Source organism: Lentzea sp. NPDC003310, from assembly GCF_040610935.1.
In the GTDB taxonomy this organism is placed as follows: domain Bacteria; phylum Actinomycetota; class Actinomycetes; order Mycobacteriales; family Pseudonocardiaceae; genus Lentzea.
The window spans coordinates 210,823-228,889 of record NZ_JBEXNC010000017.1 but is presented as its reverse complement, the minus strand read 5'-3'; the positions used below and the strand labels follow the sequence as shown (position 1 = coordinate 228,889).

Genomic DNA, 18,067 nt, shown 5'->3' with positions numbered 1-18,067 from the left:
GGGTTCGCGGCCATGCGTTGACGCTGTCGCCGAGAGCCACGTGAGACAGGGGTTCGCGGCACCGCGTTGCCATTGCCGCCGAAGAGCCACGTGGGCCGGGCGTGTCCCGGTCGCCCCACCGGTCCCAGGCGCCTCTGGAGGCTGTGGCGTGCGGAGCAGCGCACGTCACAGCGCCCGTGCCGCACGCGTGCGCGGGTTAGTGTGGGCTCGTGGGCAACGACATCTCCTTCCCGCGCCAACAGGCGCGCACCCAGCGGTTCACCGTCGGCGCACCGAGGACCTTCGCGGTGTCGGCGGACGGCGGCCGCGTCTTCTTCCTGCGCCCGGCCACGGCCACGAGCCGTGCGAACGGGCTCTGGGAGCTGAACACGGCCACCGGCGCCGAGAGGCTGCTCGCCGATCCGGCTGCGCTGCTGTCCGATCCGGAGGACCTGCCGGCGGAGGAGAAGGCACGCCGCGAGCGCACGCGCGAGTCCGGCGCGGGCATCGTCGGCTACGCCCTCTCCCGGGACGCGTCGGTCGCCTCGTTCGCGTTGTCCGGCCGCCTGTTCGTGGCGGACCTGGTCGGTGGCGAGGTCCGCGAACTGCCCACCGAGGGCGGGGTGATCGACCCGCGCGTCGACCCGACCGGGCAGCGCGTGGCGTACGTCACGCGCGGCACGCTCCGCGTGGTCGAGCTGGCGTCGGGTGAGGACACCGCCGTCGCCGTGCCGGACGGGGAGGACGTGACGTTCGGCCTCGCCGAGTTCATCGCGGCCGAGGAGATGTCCCGCTACCGCGGCTACTGGTGGGAGCCGAACGGCACGCGCATCATCGCCGCGCGCGTGAACAACGCCGAGGTGAAGCGCTGGTACATCGCCGACCCGGCGAACCCCGCCACGCCCGCCACCGAGATCGCCTACCCGGCGGCCGGCACGACGAACGCCACCGTGTCGCTGCACGTGGTGTCGCTGGACGGCACCTTCGTGCCCGTGCTGCTGGAGTTCGACTACCTCAACGACGTGCACTGGTCGTCCGGTGGCGCCCCGCTGATCACGACGCAGACGCGCGACCAGCGCACCCGCACGATCCACACGCTGGCCCCCGACACGGGTGCCGTCACCGAGCTCGCGGTCGAGACCGACCCGGTGTGGCTCGAGGTCACCGACGGCGCTCCCGCGTGGACGCCGGACGGCCGCCTCGTGCGGATCGTCGGCCACGACGACGAGTACGCCCTCCAGGTCGGCGACGAGGTCGTCACCCACGGCCTCCAGGTGCGCCGCGTGCTCGACATCGCCGACGGTTCGATCCTCGTGGCCGCCTCCGCCGACGACCCGACGCAGACGCACGTCTACGAGGTCGGCGCCGAGACCACCCGGCTGTCCTCTGAGGACGGTGTGCACGCCGCGGTTCGGGGCGGTGACACGGTTGTGCTCGTGTCGGCCTCTGTGGACTGGTTCGGGTCGAAGGTGCGCGTCGGCGACCACGTGATCGAGTCGTGGGCGGACACGCCGGTCATCACGGCGTCCCCGCGCATGCTGACCCTCGGCGAACGGGGCCTGCGCGCCGCGCTCCTGCTGCCGACCGGCCACGTCCCCGGCACCAAGCTGCCGGTGCTGATGGACCCGTACGGCGGCCCGCACGCCCAGCGCGTCGTGTCGGCCCAGAACGCCTTCCTGGCCTCGCAGTGGCTCGCGGACCAGGGCTTCGCGGTGCTGGTCGCCGACGGCCGCGGCACCCCGGGCCGCGGCCTCGCCTGGGAACGCGCGATCGCGTTCGACTTCGCCGGCGCCACCCTCGAGGACCAGGTGGACGCGCTCGAGGCGGCCGCCGCGATCGAGCCCGACCTCGACCTGACGCGCGTGGCGATCCGCGGCTGGTCCTACGGCGGCTACCTGTCGGCCCTGGCCGTGCTGCGCCGCCCGGACGTCTTCCACGCGGGCATCGCGGGCGCCCCGGTGACCGACTGGCGCCTCTACGACACCCACTACACCGAGCGCTACCTCGGCCACCCGGACGAGCGGCCCGAGGTCTACGACGCCAACTCGCTCATCGCCGACGCGGACAAGCTCTCCCGCCCGTTGATGATCATCCACGGCCTGGCCGACGACAACGTGGTGGCCGCGCACACGCTGCGCCTGTCCAGCGCGCTGCTCGCCGCAGGCCGGCCGCACACCGTGCTGCCGCTGTCGGGCGTCACGCACATGACCCCGCAGGAGCAGGTGGCGGAGAACCTCCTGCTGCTGCAGGTGGACTTCCTGAAGCAGGCACTGGCTTAAAGGACGACGAAGGGGCGTCTCCGCGACGGGAGAAGCTGGCAGGGAAGGCGAAGGGGCGTCTCTACGAGCGAGAGACGCCCGCAGGTAAGGCGAAAGGGGCGTCTCCGCGACGGGAGAAGCCCGCAGAGAGAAGCGAATGGGGCGTCCCTGCGAGCGGGAGACGCCCCCGGAAACGGCGAAGGGGGCGTTCCCGCGAACCGGGAACGCCCCCTTCCTCATGCCTCGATCAGGCCAGCGACTGCCGCACCCGGTACGGCGGAATGCTGTTGCCCAGCAACGCCAGGTCGTCGATCGACTCCGGCTGGTACCCGGCCGTCTTCAACCGCTCGACCATCAGCGCGGTCGGGTCCTCGACGACGTCCGCGCGCCCGAACAGGTACGCCCACTCGTGCTCGTCCGAGCCGTAGTACGCGACCGTCTCGAACACCTCGTTGAACCGCTGCCAGGAGCGGATCAGCGTGGTGTTGCGCCACATCGTCTGGCACCCGGACTGGTTGACGACGACGCCGCCGGGACGCAGCAGCGCCTTGCACATGCGCAGGAAGTCCGCGCCGTACAGGCGGTTGTGCTGTGCCTCCTCCTCGCGCTCGTCGGGCAGGTCCACCAGCACGATGTCGTACTTCTCCGACGTCGTGCGGATGTACTCGAACCCGTCGATGTACTGCACGCGGATCGGGCCCTCGCCCTTCTCGGCGAGAGCCAGCTCCTCCACCGAATACCCGTACGGCAGGTGCTCGGCGCAGAGCTTCACGGCCTGCTCGTCGATGTCGATGTGGTCGACGACCGTCGCACCGTGCTCGACGGCCATCTGGCACACGACGCCTTCGGAGGAGCCGATGACCAGCACGCGCTCGACGGTGTCGGCCAGCAGCAGCGCCGGCACCATCAGGGCCTCGTGGTAGGTCAGCTGGCTGAACTCCGTCGACTGGCGGTCGTCGTCGCAGAACAGCGACAGCCCCTGCGCCGTGCGGGCGATCACCAGGTGCTGGAAGTCGGTCTTGGTGTCGACCAGCACCTCGTCCACGCGCCAGTGGCGGGTCATGCCCTCGGCGAGCGGCTCGTTGATCGTGTTCACGCGACATGCTCCTTGACGCCACGAGTGACGAGATCCGTGCTCACATGAGCAGCGCCCAGGGCGTCAGCGAGTAGCTGGACGGCCAGCGCGGGTTTCGCACGTGTACCGCAGGTGAAGACGTCGACGAACACCGAACCCACTTCGGGGTACGTGTGGATCGACGCATGGGATTCCGACAGCAGGGCCAGCACGGTGACTCCTTGGGGATCGAACTTCTTGGAGATCACCTCCAGCACGGTTGCGTCGGCCTGCGTGAGAACCTCACCGAGGGCGTGCTTCAGGAACTGCTCGTCATCGAGCAGATCGGCACTCACACCCGAAAGCTCTGCAAGTACGTGCTGTCCCGCGAACAAACCGACGGTCTCCTCGGTCTGACAGGGCGCTTCGGACATCAATCACTCCAAACTATGTGATGTGCAAACGGTCTTAGACGCAGTACGTGGCCAACGGCGGGAAGCCGTTGAAGCACACGGACGAATAGGAGGAGGTGTAGGCGCCCGCGTGGAGGATGTCCACGTGGTCACCGGCCCTCAGGTCGAGCGGCAGGTCGTACCGCGTGTGCTGGTAGATCACGTCGTCCGCGTCGCAGGTCGGACCGGCCAGCACGACCGGGCCCACCGGCCCGCCGTCGCGCGAGGTCCGCAGCGCGTACGCGATCGCCTCGCCCTCGGTCTCGGCCAGGCCCTGGTAGCGGCCGATGTCGATGTACACCCAGCGGCGTTCGTCCGAATAGGACTTCCGCGACACCAGCACGACGGACGAGCGGATCATCCCGGCCTCGGCGGAGACCGCCCGGCCCGGTTCGATCATCACCCTGGGGCGTGCGGCACCGAAGTGCCGTGCGATCGAGGCCTCGATGGCGGCGCCGAAGTCGTCCAGCGAGGGCGTCGACTCCTGGTACACGGCCGGCAGCCCGCCGCCCAGGTTCACCGTCGTGGTCTCGATGCCCTCGGCGCGCAGCTTCGCGGCGATCAGCGCCGCGTCGGCGATGCCGGAGTCCCAGCCCTGCGTGGAGAGTTGTTGCGAGCCCGCGTGGAACGCGACGCCGAGAGGAACGAGCCCCAGTTCGTGCGCCAGCCGCAAGAGATCCGTCGCCATCTCCGGATCGCAACCGAACTTGTTGCCGAACGGGTACGTGGAACCCTTGCTGTGGACAAGAATCCGCATGAGCACGGACGAACCGGGCGCGTGCTCGGCGACGAACCGGACGTCCTGTTCGCTGTCGGACACGAACATCCGCACCCCGCGTGAGTACGCGTAGGCGATGTCCGCGGCCTTCTTGATGGGGTTGCTGTAGGAGATCGACGACGGCGCGGCGCCGCGCGCCAGGCACAGGTCGATCTCCGCGGGGGACGCCACGTCGAAGTGCGCACCCTGCTCGACGAGCGTGCCGACCACGTCGGACTCGGGGTTCGACTTGACGGCGTAGTAGATGTCGACGGACGGCAGTGCCGCGCGAATCGCCTGGTAGCGCCCGCGAATCGTCTCGAGGTCGATCACCAGACATGGTGTCGACGGGTTCTCCTGGTCCAGGAAACGCCGAATACGAGCCTCTGCCTCGTTGCGCCGATCAACGGCGAAGCTCTCCGTCATTTCCCCAGGGGTCCCCCTTCATCCGCCTCGCGGTCTGCACGCGGGCACGGCCGTCCACTCTACGGCCTGGACACCGCAAGTGCGCAAGCCAGTCCAGGCGAGTGTGATTTACCCAGCAGAACGCAGCTCGATCATCGTGATGTCCGGGGGCGCGCCCACGCGCACCGGCGGACCCCAGAAACCCGCGCCACGACTGGTGTAGAGCCAGGTGTCGTCCACCTTCGACAACCCGGCGGTGCTGGGTTGCTGCAGCGGCACAAGGAAGTTGAACGGCACCATCTGTCCACCGTGTGTATGACCGGACAACTGGAGGTCGACGCCGTGTGAAGAGGCGTCGGTGACCTGCACCGGCTGGTGTGACAGCAGGACCACCGGGTTGGCGGAGTTCCGCCCCGCGAGGGCCTTGCCGAAGTCCGGGCCGTCGTCGTACGACCGGCCGGTGACGTCGTTCACGCCCACGACCTCGATGCCGCCGGCGACGGTCAACCCCTCGTTGCGCAACGGGTTCACGCCGAGCCGGTCGAGCTCCGCGATCCACTGCTCGTGACCGGAGAAGTACTCGTGGTTGCCGGTGACGAAGAAGCTGCCGTGTTTCGAAACCAGGTCGCGCAACGGCGCCGCGGCCTCGCCCAGCTCGGCGACGGTGCCGTCCACCAGGTCGCCGACGATCGCGACGAGGTCGGCCTGCTGCTCGTTGATGATCCGCACGATCCGCTCGGTGTGCGAACGCCCGAGCAGCGGTCCGAGGTGGATGTCGCTCACGACCGCGATCCGGAACCCCGACAGGGACTTCTGCAGCTTGTCCAGCGTCACCGGCACGTTCAGCAGCTGCGGGTCGCCGAGCGCCTGCGTCATGCCGTACCCGACGACACCGCCGGCGGCGAGGCCGGAACCGATCGCGACCGAGCGCGAGATGAACAGCCGGCGCGACGGGTCGGGCACGACCTCGACCGGTTCGGCGGGTGCCGCGCCCGCGGCGACGGGCATCGGGGCGGCGGAGGCGCGCCGCAGCAGGATCCGGCGCGGGACCTCCGCGACGCCGAGCGCGATCGCCAGGTAGAAGAGCACGGCGAGCCAGATGAAGCCGGGCCAGGCGAAGAACTTCCCGTACTCCGGCGGCACCCGGCGCGTCACGACCAGGGCGCTCATCAGCACCAGGAACGCGGCGACGACCGCCACGCCGCCGATGCGCCGTCCCAGCGTGCGGGGGCGCGTCGTGTCCACGACCAGCCGCCGCCACAGGTACAAATGGCCCAACGCGACGGGGACGCCGAGGAGCAAAAGGAAAATCACGACATCAGTATGCGTTTCGCGAACGGCATGCAACCCGCCAGGCCCCAGGTGGCGTGACTAACCCGGCACCGCAGATAGGGGGAAACCTGATGAGTGATCGGGACGCCGCGTTCCAGGAGTACTTCGCGGCCCGTTCCGACGCCATGCGCGGCACGGCATACCTGCTGTGCGGCGACTGGCATCGCGCGGAAGACCTCGTGCAGCAGGCCTTCACGAAGCTCTACCTGGCGTGGAGGCGGGTCGAGCGGCACGAGGCGCTGGACGCCTACACCCGGCAGATCGTGGTGCGGACGTTCCTGTCCGAGCGACGGCGCGGGTGGTTCCGGTTCGAGTCGGCCACGGACGACCTGTCGGACTCGGCCGCTCCGCCAGGCGCGTACCCCGAGGAACGGATGGTGCTGCTGGAGGCGCTGGCGAAGGTGCCTCCGAAGCAGCGTGCGTGCCTCGTCCTGCGGTACTGGGAGGACATGTCCGTCGAGCAGACGGCCGCTGTCCTCAAGTGTTCGGAGGGAACCGTAAAGAGCCAGGCCGCGCGGGGGCTGCAGACGCTGCGCGGCCTGCTCTCACAGCAGGAGAGGGTTCGATGAACGAAGAGGACCTGAAGAGGGCTTTCCAGGACGTGGTGGTGGCGAGCAGCCCGCCGCCCGCGATGGATCCGGGGGTCGCGCTCGACCGGGCGCACAAGGCCCGGTCCAAGCGCAGGGCGTCCGTCACCGGTGCCGTGGTCGCCGTGCTGGTCGTCGGCGTCGGTCTCGGGTCGGCGTTCGCGCTGAACCCGCGGGGGACGAAGGACGCCCTCATAGGCGCGGGGCCGAGCAGCAGCAGTTCGAAGCCGGGGCTGCCCGACACGCAGTGGGGTGACGAGTGGCCGGTGGGGCAGTCCGACCGGACGGCCACCAACGGCCCGCAGGCCGACCGCGGCACGCAGTTGCTCGAACTGGCCAAGGCGTCCCTCCCGGCCGGGTACGAGGCGCCGGACCTGAAGTACCTGGACACGGCGATGCACGGCGGCATGCTGCGCGCCCAGGCGCAGGTGTCGTCGAACAAGGGTGAGTCGCCCGAGGTCTGGCTGTACACGGCGTACGTGCCCGTGCGCAAGGGCGAGAAGGTGGGTCAGCTGACGGTGAACGTGTCGACGCCGGACCCGAGGTTGCCGACCGACCCGTGCGCGCTGGCCAAGAGGATGCAGGGTCAGGACAAGGCGGAGTGCAAGGTCGTCGAGGTCGCGGGGAAGGGGGTCGGGGTCGCCTCTCCCGCGAGCCCCGACCTGGGCACCGGCATGTCGGCGTCCTACCGCGCCCCCAACGGCTGGACCGTGACGGTGACGCAGGAGGACGAGTACCGCTACAGCGGCTACCCGGCCCTCGACCAGCAGCCGTTCCTGATGCCGCAGCTGGCGGCGCTGGCGGCGGATCCGAAGTTCCTGCTCGGTAGCTAGGAACGCAGAGGGCGGTCACGTTGTGTGGCCGCCCTCTCTCGTTGCTCATTTCGGGTGTTTTTGCAGGTAGAGTGCCGTCCTGCAATGCGGACGCTGCTCATCGACAACTACGACTCGTTCACGTTCAACCTCTTCCAGCACCTCGCCGAGGTGAACGGTGCCGAGCCCGTGGTCGTCCACAACGACGACCCGCGCTTCCGGCTGTCCTCACTGCGGTCGTTCGACCACGTGGTGATCTCGCCCGGCCCCGGCCGGCCCGGCAACCCCGCCGACTTCGGCATCTGCCGCGCGGTGATCGACCACGCCGAGATCCCGTTGCTGGGCGTGTGCCTGGGGCACCAGGGGTTGTGCCTGTCGTACGGCGCCGTCGTGGGCCCCGCACCCGTGCCGCGCCACGGGATCGTCTCCCCGGTCACGCACACGGGCGTCGACGTGTTCGCCGGCCTGCCCTCGCCGTTCGACGTCGTGCGCTACCACTCGCTGGCCGTCACCGAGCTGCCTCCTGAGCTGGAGGCGGTCGCGTGGAGCGACGACGGCGTGCTGATGGGGGTGCGCGCGCTCGACCGGCCCGCGTGGGGCGTGCAGTTCCACCCCGAGTCGATCTGCACGGAGTTCGGCCGCGAGATGCTCGCCAACTTCGCCGCGTTGACCCCGACGAGGACCGCCGCCGTGCCGGAACCCGTGCTGGTTCGCCCAACGCCTCAGAAGCGCACTGTGCACGTCCGCAAGCTCGCCGCGGCCGTCGACGCGGAACGGGCGTTCGCGGCGCTCCACGGGGCTTCTGGGACCGCGTTCTGGCTGGACAGCGGCACCGGCGGCAGGTTCTCGTTCCTGGGTGACGCCTCGGGGCCGCTCGCCCGCGTCGCGCAGTACTCCGTGCAGGACCAGGTGCTCACGCTCGACGGCGTGCCGAGGCCCTGCCCCTCGTTCTTCTCCTGGCTCGACGACGACGTCGCGGCGCACGCCGTCGAGCAGCCCGACGTGCCGTTCGACTTCGCGCTGGGCTGGGTCGGCTACCTCGGCTACGAGCTGAAGGCGGAGTGCGGCGGCGACTTCGCCCACCGCGCGGAACAGCCGGACGCGTCGTTCGTGTTCGCGGACCGCGCCGTGGTCGTCGACCACGCCGAGGAATGCGTCTACTTGCTGTCGCTGACCGACGACGACTGGTTCGGCGAGGTGTCCGCAGTGCTGTCCCGGCTCGCGCCGTTGCCGGAACCGTCCCGGCCGGTCGTGTCCGAGGTGACGTTGCGCCATCCGCGCGCGCACTACCTCAAGTTGATCGGCGCGTGCCAGGAGGCGATCACGGCGGGGGAGACCTACGAGGCGTGCTTGACCAACATGATGTCGTGGCGCGCCTCGCTCGACCCGTGGGATACGTATCGGTTGCTTCGTACCGCAAATCCCGTTCCGTTCGGGGCGTTGCTGCGTTTCGGTGACCTGTCCGTGCTCAGTACGTCACCCGAACGATTTATCAAGGTGGATCGAGATGGCGTCGTCGAGTCATCGCCGATCAAGGGGACGAGGCCCCGAGGTGTTGATGCGGCCGACGACGAGATGTTGCGCACAACGTTGGCGCGATCGGTCAAGGACCGCGCGGAGAACCTGATGATCGTGGACCTCGTCCGCAACGATCTCGGCACGTGCGCGGAAGTGGGTTCGGTCGAGGTGACGCGGTTGTTCGACGTCGAGACCTACGCGACCGTGCACCAATTGGTGAGCACCGTGCGGGCACGACTTCGGCCGGACAGTTCTGCTGTCCGATGTGTTCGAGCCGCGTTTCCCGGAGGATCGATGACCGGTGCGCCGAAGATCCGGACCATGCAGATCCTTGATGGGCTGGAAGCCGGTCCACGTGGGGTGTACTCGGGAGCGCTCGGTTACTTCTCGCTCAACGGAGCAGCCGACTTCAGCATCGTCATCCGAACGCTGGTCGGCAACGGCGACCAGGTGAGTTTCGGGGTGGGCGGAGCGGTGATCTCGCTGTCCGACCCGGACGAGGAATTCGAGGAGACAGCGGTCAAGGCCACTGCGGTGTCACGCCTGTTCGGAGCGCACTTTCCGGGCCGTTGATCCGGCGTTCCGGGGATAGTGTGAACGAACCGGGATGAGGAGGATCGAAGGGTTTAACACGTCGGCCGGAGCACCGGCCGACGTGTGGAAACCTCGCGTGTCGGCCCAGGTCAGGAGGCGTGTGCTTCCTGGAACTGCACGACCAGGTTCTGCGGAATGCGGCCGCGGTCCGAGATCTGGTGCCCCTGCGCGCGAGCCCAGTCGCGAATGCGCTGCGCCTCAGCCTTGTCGGTGGCCTTGACCGTGGACTTGCCGGTGCCCTTGCGCTGCTTGCGGCCACCCGCGCGGCGAGCCTTGCCGACGAAGTCCGCCAGCGACTCGCGAAGCCGCTCCGCATTTCCCTTCGACAGGTCGATGGCGTACTCGACACCGTCAAGTGCGAAGGTCACGGTCTCGTCGGCTTCTCCGCCGTCGAGGTCGTCGATGAGTTGGACGACGGTCTGCTGTGCCACTGTTCCTCCGTTGGGTACTCACATAGCACGCGGATCCTCGACGTAACCACGTGCTTCGACAACACCGTAGTACACACGAGGAAAAACGGCGAACCTTTCGCCGCTAAAATGTGACCCCAACCGCCCGGTCGGGGCATTTACCCGGTAAACCACACGGGTGTTATGGGTCCAAAATGTGGTGCTGGACGTCTCACTTCGGGCCGTTGCTGGGCTTGCCGGACGCTTCCCCATTCCCGCTGACGGAGCAGCGCCGCACATAACGCACCCCCATCCGGTGCGGGTATCCTCGACATACCCGCCAGGGGTAGGGAAGGTCAGGAGCCGATGCACGGGTACACCGCGGACAAGGACGCATACCTCAAGCGACTGCGCCGCATCGAGGGACAGATCCGCGGTCTCCAGCGCATGGTCGAGAACGACGAATACTGCATCGACGTCCTCACCCAGATCTCCGCCGCCACGAAGGCGCTGCAAGCGGTGTCGCTGGGGTTGCTCGACGAGCACCTCAAGCATTGTGTCGCGCAGGCCGCGGCCGAAGGCGGGGCCGTCGCGGAGGAGAAGCTGGCAGAGGCGTCGGCGGCCATCGGCAGGCTGGTCAAGTCCTAGGCCGGAAAACACGACGGGCGAGGTGCTGCCCGCGGTTTCCGCCGGCATACCTCGCCCGATGATCGTGCCCCCGGTGCGACTCGAACGCACACTGGACGGATTTTGAGTCCGCTGCCTCTGCCGATTGGGCTACGGGGGCGTAGCAGGATGAACTGTAGCGGATCTCCCCAACCGGTTTCTCCAGGGGACCCCGGGACGCGGGTCGCGGCGTGGTGCCCCCGCCCCCTGATCCGGGTGGCCGGCCCGCCGCCCGTCCGTCCCATTCCAATGTGGAATCGGTGAATTCTGTTGTGAGGGCGGGGTTTGCGTGTAAGGCTTCCGGCGCTTATTGACGTTCGCGTGTTGTCGGGGGGCGCGCGCGGATTGCTGGGGGCATTGCGGTGAGACGGCTATTCGGTGTGCGCGTCGGGGTCGGCGTGGTCGTGGTGGCGTTGTCGCAGGGTGTGGCGGTACCGGTGGCGGTGGCCGCTCCTGAGGCGCCCACCTACACGTCGTCGGTGTACAGGACCTCCGGGTGCGCGCCCGAGGGGTGCGGTGGGATCGGGGTCGAGGACACGTTCCTGTTCGCGAGCGCTTCGGCCGACGTCGTGAAGTTCCGGTGGGGGTTCACCGACTTCCCCGTCGCCGAGGTCGCGCCGGGGACGCCGGTGCGGTGGGCGCCTGCCGAGGCCGGACCCAAGTCGCTTTACGTCGACGCGGTCGACAGCTCGGGAGCCGCGACGCGCAGCAGGTTCGACTTCTCCGTGGCGGCGCCGAGGGCCCAGGAGGCGCAGTGGTTCGCCTGGGAGGACGACCCCGCGTCGGACTCGTCGGGCAACGGGCACGACCTGACGCTCACCGGGGTCGACGTGGCCAGGGCCGGGCGGACGGTCGGCGGGCCGGCGACGGTCGGGTTCGACGGCGACGTGGCCACCGGGGCGACGACGGCGAAGGTGCTCGACACGACGCAGGGCATCACGGTGTCCGCGTGGGTCCGGCTCACCGACGGCTCCGCGGACCGCACCGCCGTGAGTCAGCAGGGAGCCGTGGAGTCGGCGTTCCGGCTCGGGTACGACGCCGACACCCTGCGGTGGACGTTCGCGGTCGCCGAGAAGGACGCGCTGGGATCCGCGCAGCGGACCGTGCGCTCTGTGGCCAGGGCGGTGCCAGGTGTGTGGACGCACCTGACCGGGACCTACGACGACGTGAGCGGCGAGGTGCGGCTGTACGTCGACGGTGTGGCACAGGAGAACGTCCCGGTCGTGAAGAAGGGCTTCGCGGCCGGCGGTGAGCTGTGGATCGGCAAGGCCCTGCGCTCGGGCGTGGCCGCCGAGGCGTGGCGTGGCGAGCTGACCGAGCTGGTGGTGTGGAACCGCGCCGTCACCCCGCGAGAGGTGCGCGAGCTGACCGGCGCCGCCAGGGTCGGGTACTGGCTGTTCAACGACGGAGGCGGCAGGTTCGCCACCGACTCCTCGCCGTACGCGCACGACATCGCGACCTTCACCGGTGACGTGGCGTACGGGGCCGGGCATGGTGGCACCGGGCTCGCGTTCGGCGGTGGCACCGCGTCGGTCCGCACGAGCGAGGCCGTGCTGTACACCGACCAGTCGTTCACGGTCGACGTGTGGGCGAAGCTCGACGGCACCGGTGTGCCGGGTGTGGTCGTCGCGCAGCGCGGTCCGTCCGGAGTGGACCCGTTCACGTTGCGGTACGACGGTGCTCAGTGGAGCGCCGAGATGCCGGACGCCTCGGCGAACCCGACGAAGGTGTGGCGGGCCAAGGGAGACGCGGTCGCGGGCAGGTGGACGCACCTCGTCGCCACGTACGACGCGAGCGCGCGCACGTTGAGCCTCTCGGTCGGTCACGACGACACCGCCGACGTGCAGAAGAGCAGTGTCGCGCGGGTGACCGGCTGGAACTCCGACGGTGTGCTGGTCGTCGGTGAGTCGTTCCGCGGCGGGGTCGACGAGCTCCAGACGCTGCAGGGAGTGGTCAGGTAGGACCCGCGGAGCCGCTCAGGTCCGTTGATCAAGGCCGATTGGCGGATGTGAGCGGCGCTCGGGGAGCGCTACGGTCGTGCAGGTTGCGTGAACGTGTGCGGGAGTCCCCTGGTGTTGCGGAAGTCCTTGTCCTTTCTGCTTGTTCTTCTCACGTGCGCGTGTGCGGCCGAGGGGCCTTCTCGTCCCGTCGCCGCACCGGTCCAGGTGCGGCAGCCGACGTTGGTCAACGACTCGCGCGGTGACGTGCCGGCCGTCGTGCGCGAGGTGGTCGACGGCCGCACGGTCGAGCTCGACACCGGTGAGCGCGTCCAGCTCTCGCTGCTGGCGGAGCCCGCGGACTGCTGGGCCGCCGCCGCGCGCACGTTCGCCGAGAAGCTGTTGCTGGCCAAGGCCGTCCGCGTCAGCGCGCTCACGCCCGGTGAGGTCAACCTGCGGCTCGAGGACGGCACCGACTACGCGTTGCTCGCCGTGCAGGAGGGCGTGCTGCGCGCACAGCACGCCGCCGGCGTGCTCGCCGAGGCCGAACTCGGTGCCGCACGGGAGGATCGCGGTCTGTGGGGTGCGCCGTGCAACGGCATGGACGCCACGCCGACCACCACCACGACGACCACCCAGCAGCGCGCCGAGTCGTCGGCGGCCGCTCCCACGACCACGCCGCCCCCTCCGGTCGTGACGACCACGACGTCCTCGCCGCCGGCGCCGGCGTGCGCGGTGGCCTACCGGCTCGAGGGCGAGTGGGACGGCGGGTTCCAGGCGAAGATCACGATCCGCAACACCGGTGCGGCGGCGGTCAACGGCTGGTCGTTGAAGTGGTCGTTCGCCGACGGGCAGACGGTGCGGCAGATGTGGAACGCGTCCGCGTCGCAACGGGGCTCGGCCGTCACCGCCACCCCCGCCGAGCACACCAGGTCGATCCCGTCGCGCGGTCAGGTGGAGATCGGGTTCCTCGGGTCGTCGCGCGGCCGCAACGGCGCGCCCGCCTCGTTCACCCTCAACGGAACGGCCTGCACGACCGGCTGACAGTTGGCCTTGGCGGCCACCCGTGGCAAGATAAATTAGTAATTAACTGCTGATTGATCTTGTCGAGGGTGAACCGTGCAGGTGGCGAGGGTGGTGCCGCTGTCCGTCGAGGTCGACCACGGCCTCGGCGGACGCTGGACGTCGCTGCGCACGGCCGACCGCGAGTGGCTCTGGCACCGGGCCGATCCGGCACGGGCCGAGGTGTCCCCGGGCTCGCCGTTCGTCGACGCGGGCGGCCTGGAGGAGTGCGTGCCCACGGTGCGCGGGCTGCCGGACCACGGTGACGCGTGGAGCAGGCCGTGGCACCGCACCGGCGTCGACTGCCCCGACTTCGCGCTCACCCGGTCGCTGACGTGCGAGAACGGCGCGGTCGTCGTCGACTACGAGCTGTCCGCCGAACCCGGTTACCGGTTCGTGTGGGCGGCGCACGCGTTGCTCGACGTCGGCCAGGACGCCCGGCTGGACGCTCCCGCCGGCACTCCCGTGCTCGTCACCGACCCGGTTCCGGTGCCGTGCGAGTGGCCCGCCGGCCTCGACTCGCTCGGGCCCGACGACGGCACGGCCACGGGCGCGGTGCTCGAACGCGGGCAGATCAGGGTGGTCGACGGCGACCAGTTCCTCGACCTCCGCGTCGAGTGCGCGGACCAACCCGTGTCGATCGCCTTGTGGCGCAACCTGAAGGGCTGGCCGGACGGCGAGCCCTACCGCAGCATCGGCGTGGAACCCATGATCGGCCGCACGTTCGACCGGCAGGACCGCACCCGTCCGGTGGCGGTCGTCCCCGCCTCCGGTGCGGTGCGCTGGCGCCTCACGATCACCGCTCTCGCAGGAGGACCGCGATGACCGACGTGCTCACCCTGGGCGAGACCATGGGGGCGTTCCGCGCCGCCGGGCCGTTCCGCCTGGGAGGGACCGCGGAGCTCACCGTCGCGGGCGCGGAGTCGAACGTGGCCATCGGGCTCGCGCGCCTCGGCCACGCCGTGCGCTGGACCGGGGTGACGGGCGCCGACGAGATCGGCTCGCTCGTCCGCCGCACGCTGCTGGCCGAAGGGGTGGACATCGCGGCCGCCCGGATCACGCCGGACGCGAGCACGGGCCTGGTCCTCTTCGAACCGCGGACCGCCGACATCACCCGCGTCCTCTACCACCGCCGCAGTTCCGCCGGCTCGACGCTGTCCACAGAGGACGTGCGGCGGGCGTTCGACCTCGGCGTCCCGCGCGTCGTGCACGTCACCGGCATCACGCCGGCGTTGAGCGGCACGGCACTCGCCGCCGTCACGGAGGCGATCGGGCTCGGCCGCGAGGCGGGCAGCGCCGTCAGCCTCGACGTCAACTTCCGGTCGAAGCTGTGGTCCGCGACCGAGGCGGCGGAGGTGATCCGGCCGTTGCTCGCCGGGGTGGACGTGCTGATCGCCTCCGACGACGAGCTCCCGATCGCGGGCGACCACCGGGTGCCCGAGGTCGTGGTCAAGCACGGCGCGGACGGTGCCACCGTGCGCACACCGGACGGCTCCTGGTCCGCCGCCGCGCACCGCGTCACCGTCGCCGACACCACCGGCGCGGGCGACGCGTTCGTGGCGGGCTACCTGTCCGGTCTCCTCGACGGGCTCGACGCCGAGGAGAGACTGCGGCGCGGCACCGCCGTGGCCGCGTTCGCCGTCGCGACACCGGGCGACTGGCAGGGCCTGCCCGCCCGCACCGACCTGGACCTGCTGGACCTGCACTCGGGGAGCACCGTCCGATGACGTTGACGCAGTGGAACTACGAGCGGCTCGAGCTCGGCGAGGGCGCGCGCTGGATCGGCGGCAGGCTGGTCTGCGTCGACCTCCTGGCCGGTCGCGTGCTGGCCACCCGCGGCGACGTTCCCGCGCCGTTCCAGGAGATCGCGGCCCTGCCCGTGCCCGTCGGCGCGGTCGCCCCGGTGCGCGGCGGCGACCGGCTGATCGCCGCGTCCGGCACCGGCGCGGGACTGCTGGGCGGGCCGCTGCGGGAGTCGTTCTCGGGCGAGGGCACGAGGGTCAACGACGCGGTGGCCGACCCCGCCGGCCGGTTCTGGGTCACGACGATGACCTACGACACCGAACCCGGCACCGGAGCGCTGCACCGCCTCGGCGCGGGCGCACCCGTCCTCAAAGGACTGACGATCCCGAACGGCCCGGCGTTCTCCCCGGACGGCGGGCTGATGTACCTCGCCGACAGCGCACGCGGTGTGGTGCACCGCTTCGAGGTCGACGTCGACGGCGAACTGGGTGCCCGCCGCGTCTTCCTGCACACCCCGCACCACACGCCGGACGGCATGACCACCGACGTCGCGGGCAACGTCTGGATCGCGTTCTGGGGCGCGTCCGTCGTGCGGCGGTACCGCGCGGACGGCCGGCTGGACCGGGAGATCACGCTGCCCGCCCGCCAGCCCACCAGCGTCTGCCTCGGCGGACCGGACCTGAGCAGGCTCTTCGTCACCACCGCCGCCTACGGCCTGCGCCGCCCCTCGCTGCACGACGGCGCGCTGTTCGCGGCCGACGTCGACGTGCCCGGCCTGCCCGCCGCCGAGTTCGTCCCTGCTGTGAGCTGATCCGCCCACAGCAGAGAAAGCGGCGGTCCGGCGGCGCGGAAAGGCATCGTCGGTGCCATGACGAACAGCGAGAAGCTCTTCAGCCCAGGGCTGCGAGAACGGTTCTTCGGTCAGCGGGTGCTGATTCTCGACGGCGCCCTCGACGACGACAACGGCACGGTGCTCGCGACGCAGATGCTGTCGCTCGCGAGCGAGGACCCCCGGCAGGACATCGCGTTGTGGATCAACTCGCCGGGTGGTTCGGTGCCGTCGATGCTCGCCATCCGCGACGTGATGCGGCTCGTGCCGTGCGACGTGGCGACGCTCGCGCTCGGCCTCGCCTGCAGCGCCGGGCAGTTCCTGCTGTCGGCGGGGACGCCGGGCAAGCGGTTCGCGCTGCCGCACGCCAGGATCCTGATGCACCAGGGGAGTGCGGGCATCGGCGGGTCCGCGGTCGAGGTGGAGGTGCAGGCCGACGACCTGCGCTACACCCGCGACACCGTGCTCGGGCTGATCGCGCAGGACACCGGGCAGCCGTTCGACCGGATCTTCACGGACTCGTTGCACGACAGGTGGTTCACGACCGAGCAGGCCCGCGAGTACGGGTTCATCGACCACGTCGTGAGCGACCTCGGGCAGGTCGTGCCCGTCCGCATGCACAAGCTGGGACTGCACTCGGGAGCCGTGGCATGAGCACCTACACCATCCCCAACGTCGTCACGCGGGACGCGCGCGGCGAGCGGATCATGGACGTCTACTCGCACCTGCTGTCCGAGCGGATCGTCTACCTGGGCACGGGAATCGACTCCGGCGTCGCCAACGCGCTGATCGCGCAGCTCTTCCACCTCGAGGCCGACAACCCGGACCTCGAGATCAACCTCTACATCAACTGCGAGGGCGGCGACCCCGCGGCGATGCTCGCGCTCTACGACACCATGCGCTACATCAAGGCACCGGTCGCCACGACGTGCGTGGGCCAGGCCGTCGCGGCGGGAGCGGTGCTGCTGGCGGCGGGCGCGGAGGGACGCCGGTCCGTGCTGCCGCACTCCCGCGTCGTGCTGCACCAGCCGGCGGCGCAGGGGCGGGGCACGATCCCGGACCTCATCCTCGCGGCGGACGAGGTGGTGCGGGTGCGCACGCAGCTGGAGGCGATCCTCGCCCGCCACACCGGCCGGACCGTGGCCGAACTGCGCCACGACACCGACCGGGACCGCGTGTTCGACGCGCAGGGCGCCGTCGAGTACGGGCTGGTGGACCAGGTGCTGGACCAGCGGCCGTGAACCTCTAGGCGGCGAGCAGCGCTCCGGCCATCGCCACCGGACCGGACGGCCGTCCCGTCGGGCGCGACGTGTGGAAGTGGCGGGCCTGCTGGACCCGCAGGTGCCGGACCTGGCCGGCGATCCCGATCAGCAGGTCGGCCAGGTCGACGCCGAGCGCCCCGGCGACCGCCGCGATCATCTCGCTCGACGGCTCCTTGCGGCCGCGTTCGATCTCGGACAGGTACTGCACCGAGATGCCCGCCCGCTCGGCCACGTCGACGAGGCGGTCGCCGCGCTCCTCGCGCCTCTCCCGCAGCTTGCGCCCCAGGGCTTCACGCCAGAGGGGCTCCGGGTTCCGGGTGAAGTCCAGGATCTCCGCCATGCCGTCATCGTGACAGCACCCCGGCCGGTGCGATGGGCGGTTCTGCCACGAGCAGAACCGTCAGCTGAAGACAGGTTGGCAGTGACTGCCA

General features: G+C 70.2%; 18 protein-coding genes and 1 tRNA gene. 12 read left to right on the top strand and 7 right to left on the bottom strand.

Annotated elements, in window-relative coordinates; translation table 11 throughout:
- Positions 1–209: 209 nt before the first annotated feature.
- On the top strand, positions 210–2,258 hold the full coding sequence (locus ABZX02_RS32550; protein WP_355303934.1) for a prolyl oligopeptidase family serine peptidase: 2,049 nt from the start codon (positions 210–212) through the stop codon (positions 2,256–2,258).
- Positions 2,259–2,484: 226 nt separating this feature from the next.
- Here the strand turns inward: ABZX02_RS32550 and ABZX02_RS32545 are convergent, their stop codons facing one another.
- The 4 genes from ABZX02_RS32545 to ABZX02_RS32530 all read right to left on the bottom strand — a co-directional run bounded on the left by ABZX02_RS32545 (position 2,485) and on the right by ABZX02_RS32530 (position 6,219).
- A complete protein-coding gene (locus tag ABZX02_RS32545) occupies positions 2,485–3,300 on the bottom strand; it encodes a spermidine synthase (RefSeq protein WP_355303976.1) in 816 nt (271 codons plus the stop codon).
- Positions 3,301–3,329: 29 nt separating this feature from the next.
- Entirely contained in the window at positions 3,330–3,725 is a 396-nt protein-coding gene (gene speD, locus ABZX02_RS32540; RefSeq protein ID WP_030476957.1) for an adenosylmethionine decarboxylase, read from the bottom strand.
- Between the two features lie 34 nt (positions 3,726–3,759).
- Positions 3,760–4,926: a type III PLP-dependent enzyme gene (locus tag ABZX02_RS32535; protein WP_355303932.1), complete on the bottom strand. Its 1,167-nt coding sequence runs from the start codon at positions 4,924–4,926 to the stop codon at positions 3,760–3,762.
- A 108-nt stretch (positions 4,927–5,034) separates the two neighbouring features.
- Entirely contained in the window at positions 5,035–6,219 is a 1,185-nt protein-coding gene (locus ABZX02_RS32530) for a metallophosphoesterase (RefSeq protein WP_355303930.1), read from the bottom strand.
- A gap of 89 nt (positions 6,220–6,308) precedes the next feature.
- On the opposite strand from ABZX02_RS32530, the gene ABZX02_RS32525 reads away from it, so the two are divergent.
- The 3 genes from ABZX02_RS32525 to pabB all read left to right on the top strand — a co-directional run bounded on the left by ABZX02_RS32525 (position 6,309) and on the right by pabB (position 9,727).
- Positions 6,309–6,806, top strand: a complete 498-nt coding sequence (locus ABZX02_RS32525; RefSeq protein ID WP_355303928.1) for a SigE family RNA polymerase sigma factor — start codon at positions 6,309–6,311, stop codon at positions 6,804–6,806.
- On the top strand, positions 6,803–7,657 hold the full coding sequence (locus ABZX02_RS32520) for a hypothetical protein (protein WP_355303926.1): 855 nt from the start codon (positions 6,803–6,805) through the stop codon (positions 7,655–7,657). The genes ABZX02_RS32525 and ABZX02_RS32520 overlap by 4 nt, the downstream gene beginning before the upstream one ends.
- Before the next feature lie 84 nt (positions 7,658–7,741).
- The gene (gene pabB, locus ABZX02_RS32515; RefSeq protein ID WP_355303924.1) at positions 7,742–9,727 is read left to right on the top strand and encodes an aminodeoxychorismate synthase component I; all 1,986 of its coding nucleotides are present in this window, start codon (positions 7,742–7,744) and stop codon (positions 9,725–9,727) included.
- A gap of 110 nt (positions 9,728–9,837) precedes the next feature.
- Here the strand turns inward: pabB and ABZX02_RS32510 are convergent, their stop codons facing one another.
- Positions 9,838–10,179, bottom strand: coding sequence for an Lsr2 family protein (locus tag ABZX02_RS32510; RefSeq protein ID WP_030476951.1), 342 nt, complete (start codon positions 10,177–10,179; stop codon positions 9,838–9,840).
- Between the two features lie 324 nt (positions 10,180–10,503).
- Between ABZX02_RS32510 and ABZX02_RS32505 the strand changes: the two genes are divergently transcribed.
- The gene (locus tag ABZX02_RS32505; protein WP_090067635.1) at positions 10,504–10,785 is read left to right on the top strand and encodes a metal-sensitive transcriptional regulator; all 282 of its coding nucleotides are present in this window, start codon (positions 10,504–10,506) and stop codon (positions 10,783–10,785) included.
- Between the two features lie 65 nt (positions 10,786–10,850).
- Here the strand turns inward: ABZX02_RS32505 and ABZX02_RS32500 are convergent.
- Positions 10,851–10,924 (bottom strand) — tRNA-Leu (locus ABZX02_RS32500).
- A 241-nt stretch (positions 10,925–11,165) separates the two neighbouring features.
- Here ABZX02_RS32500 and ABZX02_RS32495 point away from each other — a divergent pair.
- The 7 genes from ABZX02_RS32495 (at position 11,166) to ABZX02_RS32465 (ending at position 17,615) form a co-directional block, all read left to right on the top strand.
- Positions 11,166–12,764 (top strand): LamG domain-containing protein, encoded by a 1,599-nt coding sequence (locus tag ABZX02_RS32495; RefSeq protein ID WP_355303920.1) that lies wholly within the window; start codon positions 11,166–11,168, stop codon positions 12,762–12,764.
- 111 nt (positions 12,765–12,875) lie between these two features.
- Positions 12,876–13,784 (top strand): cellulose binding domain-containing protein, encoded by a 909-nt coding sequence (locus ABZX02_RS32490; protein ID WP_355303918.1) that lies wholly within the window; start codon positions 12,876–12,878, stop codon positions 13,782–13,784.
- Positions 13,785–13,859: 75 nt separating this feature from the next.
- Positions 13,860–14,627, top strand: coding sequence for a hypothetical protein (locus ABZX02_RS32485; protein ID WP_355303916.1), 768 nt, complete (start codon positions 13,860–13,862; stop codon positions 14,625–14,627).
- Complete coding sequence (locus tag ABZX02_RS32480) at positions 14,624–15,529, top strand: sugar kinase (RefSeq protein WP_355303914.1); 906 nt, start codon at positions 14,624–14,626, stop codon at positions 15,527–15,529. Before ABZX02_RS32485 ends, ABZX02_RS32480 begins: the two co-directional genes overlap by 4 nt.
- Positions 15,526–16,356 carry an SMP-30/gluconolactonase/LRE family protein gene (locus ABZX02_RS32475; protein WP_355303913.1) on the top strand — a complete coding sequence of 277 codons (831 nt, stop codon included), beginning with the start codon at positions 15,526–15,528 and terminating at the stop codon, positions 16,354–16,356. The genes ABZX02_RS32480 and ABZX02_RS32475 overlap by 4 nt, the downstream gene beginning before the upstream one ends.
- A 57-nt stretch (positions 16,357–16,413) precedes the next feature.
- Positions 16,414–17,028 (top strand): ATP-dependent Clp protease proteolytic subunit, encoded by a 615-nt coding sequence (locus ABZX02_RS32470; RefSeq protein ID WP_355303911.1) that lies wholly within the window; start codon positions 16,414–16,416, stop codon positions 17,026–17,028.
- Positions 17,025–17,615: an ATP-dependent Clp protease proteolytic subunit gene (locus ABZX02_RS32465; protein WP_355303910.1), complete on the top strand. Its 591-nt coding sequence runs from the start codon at positions 17,025–17,027 to the stop codon at positions 17,613–17,615. Before ABZX02_RS32470 ends, ABZX02_RS32465 begins: the two co-directional genes overlap by 4 nt.
- Before the next feature lie 4 nt (positions 17,616–17,619).
- On the opposite strand, the gene ABZX02_RS32460 is transcribed toward ABZX02_RS32465, so the two are convergent.
- Positions 17,620–17,976 (bottom strand): helix-turn-helix transcriptional regulator, encoded by a 357-nt coding sequence (locus ABZX02_RS32460; protein WP_355303908.1) that lies wholly within the window; start codon positions 17,974–17,976, stop codon positions 17,620–17,622.
- Between the last annotated feature and the right edge of the window lie 91 nt (positions 17,977–18,067).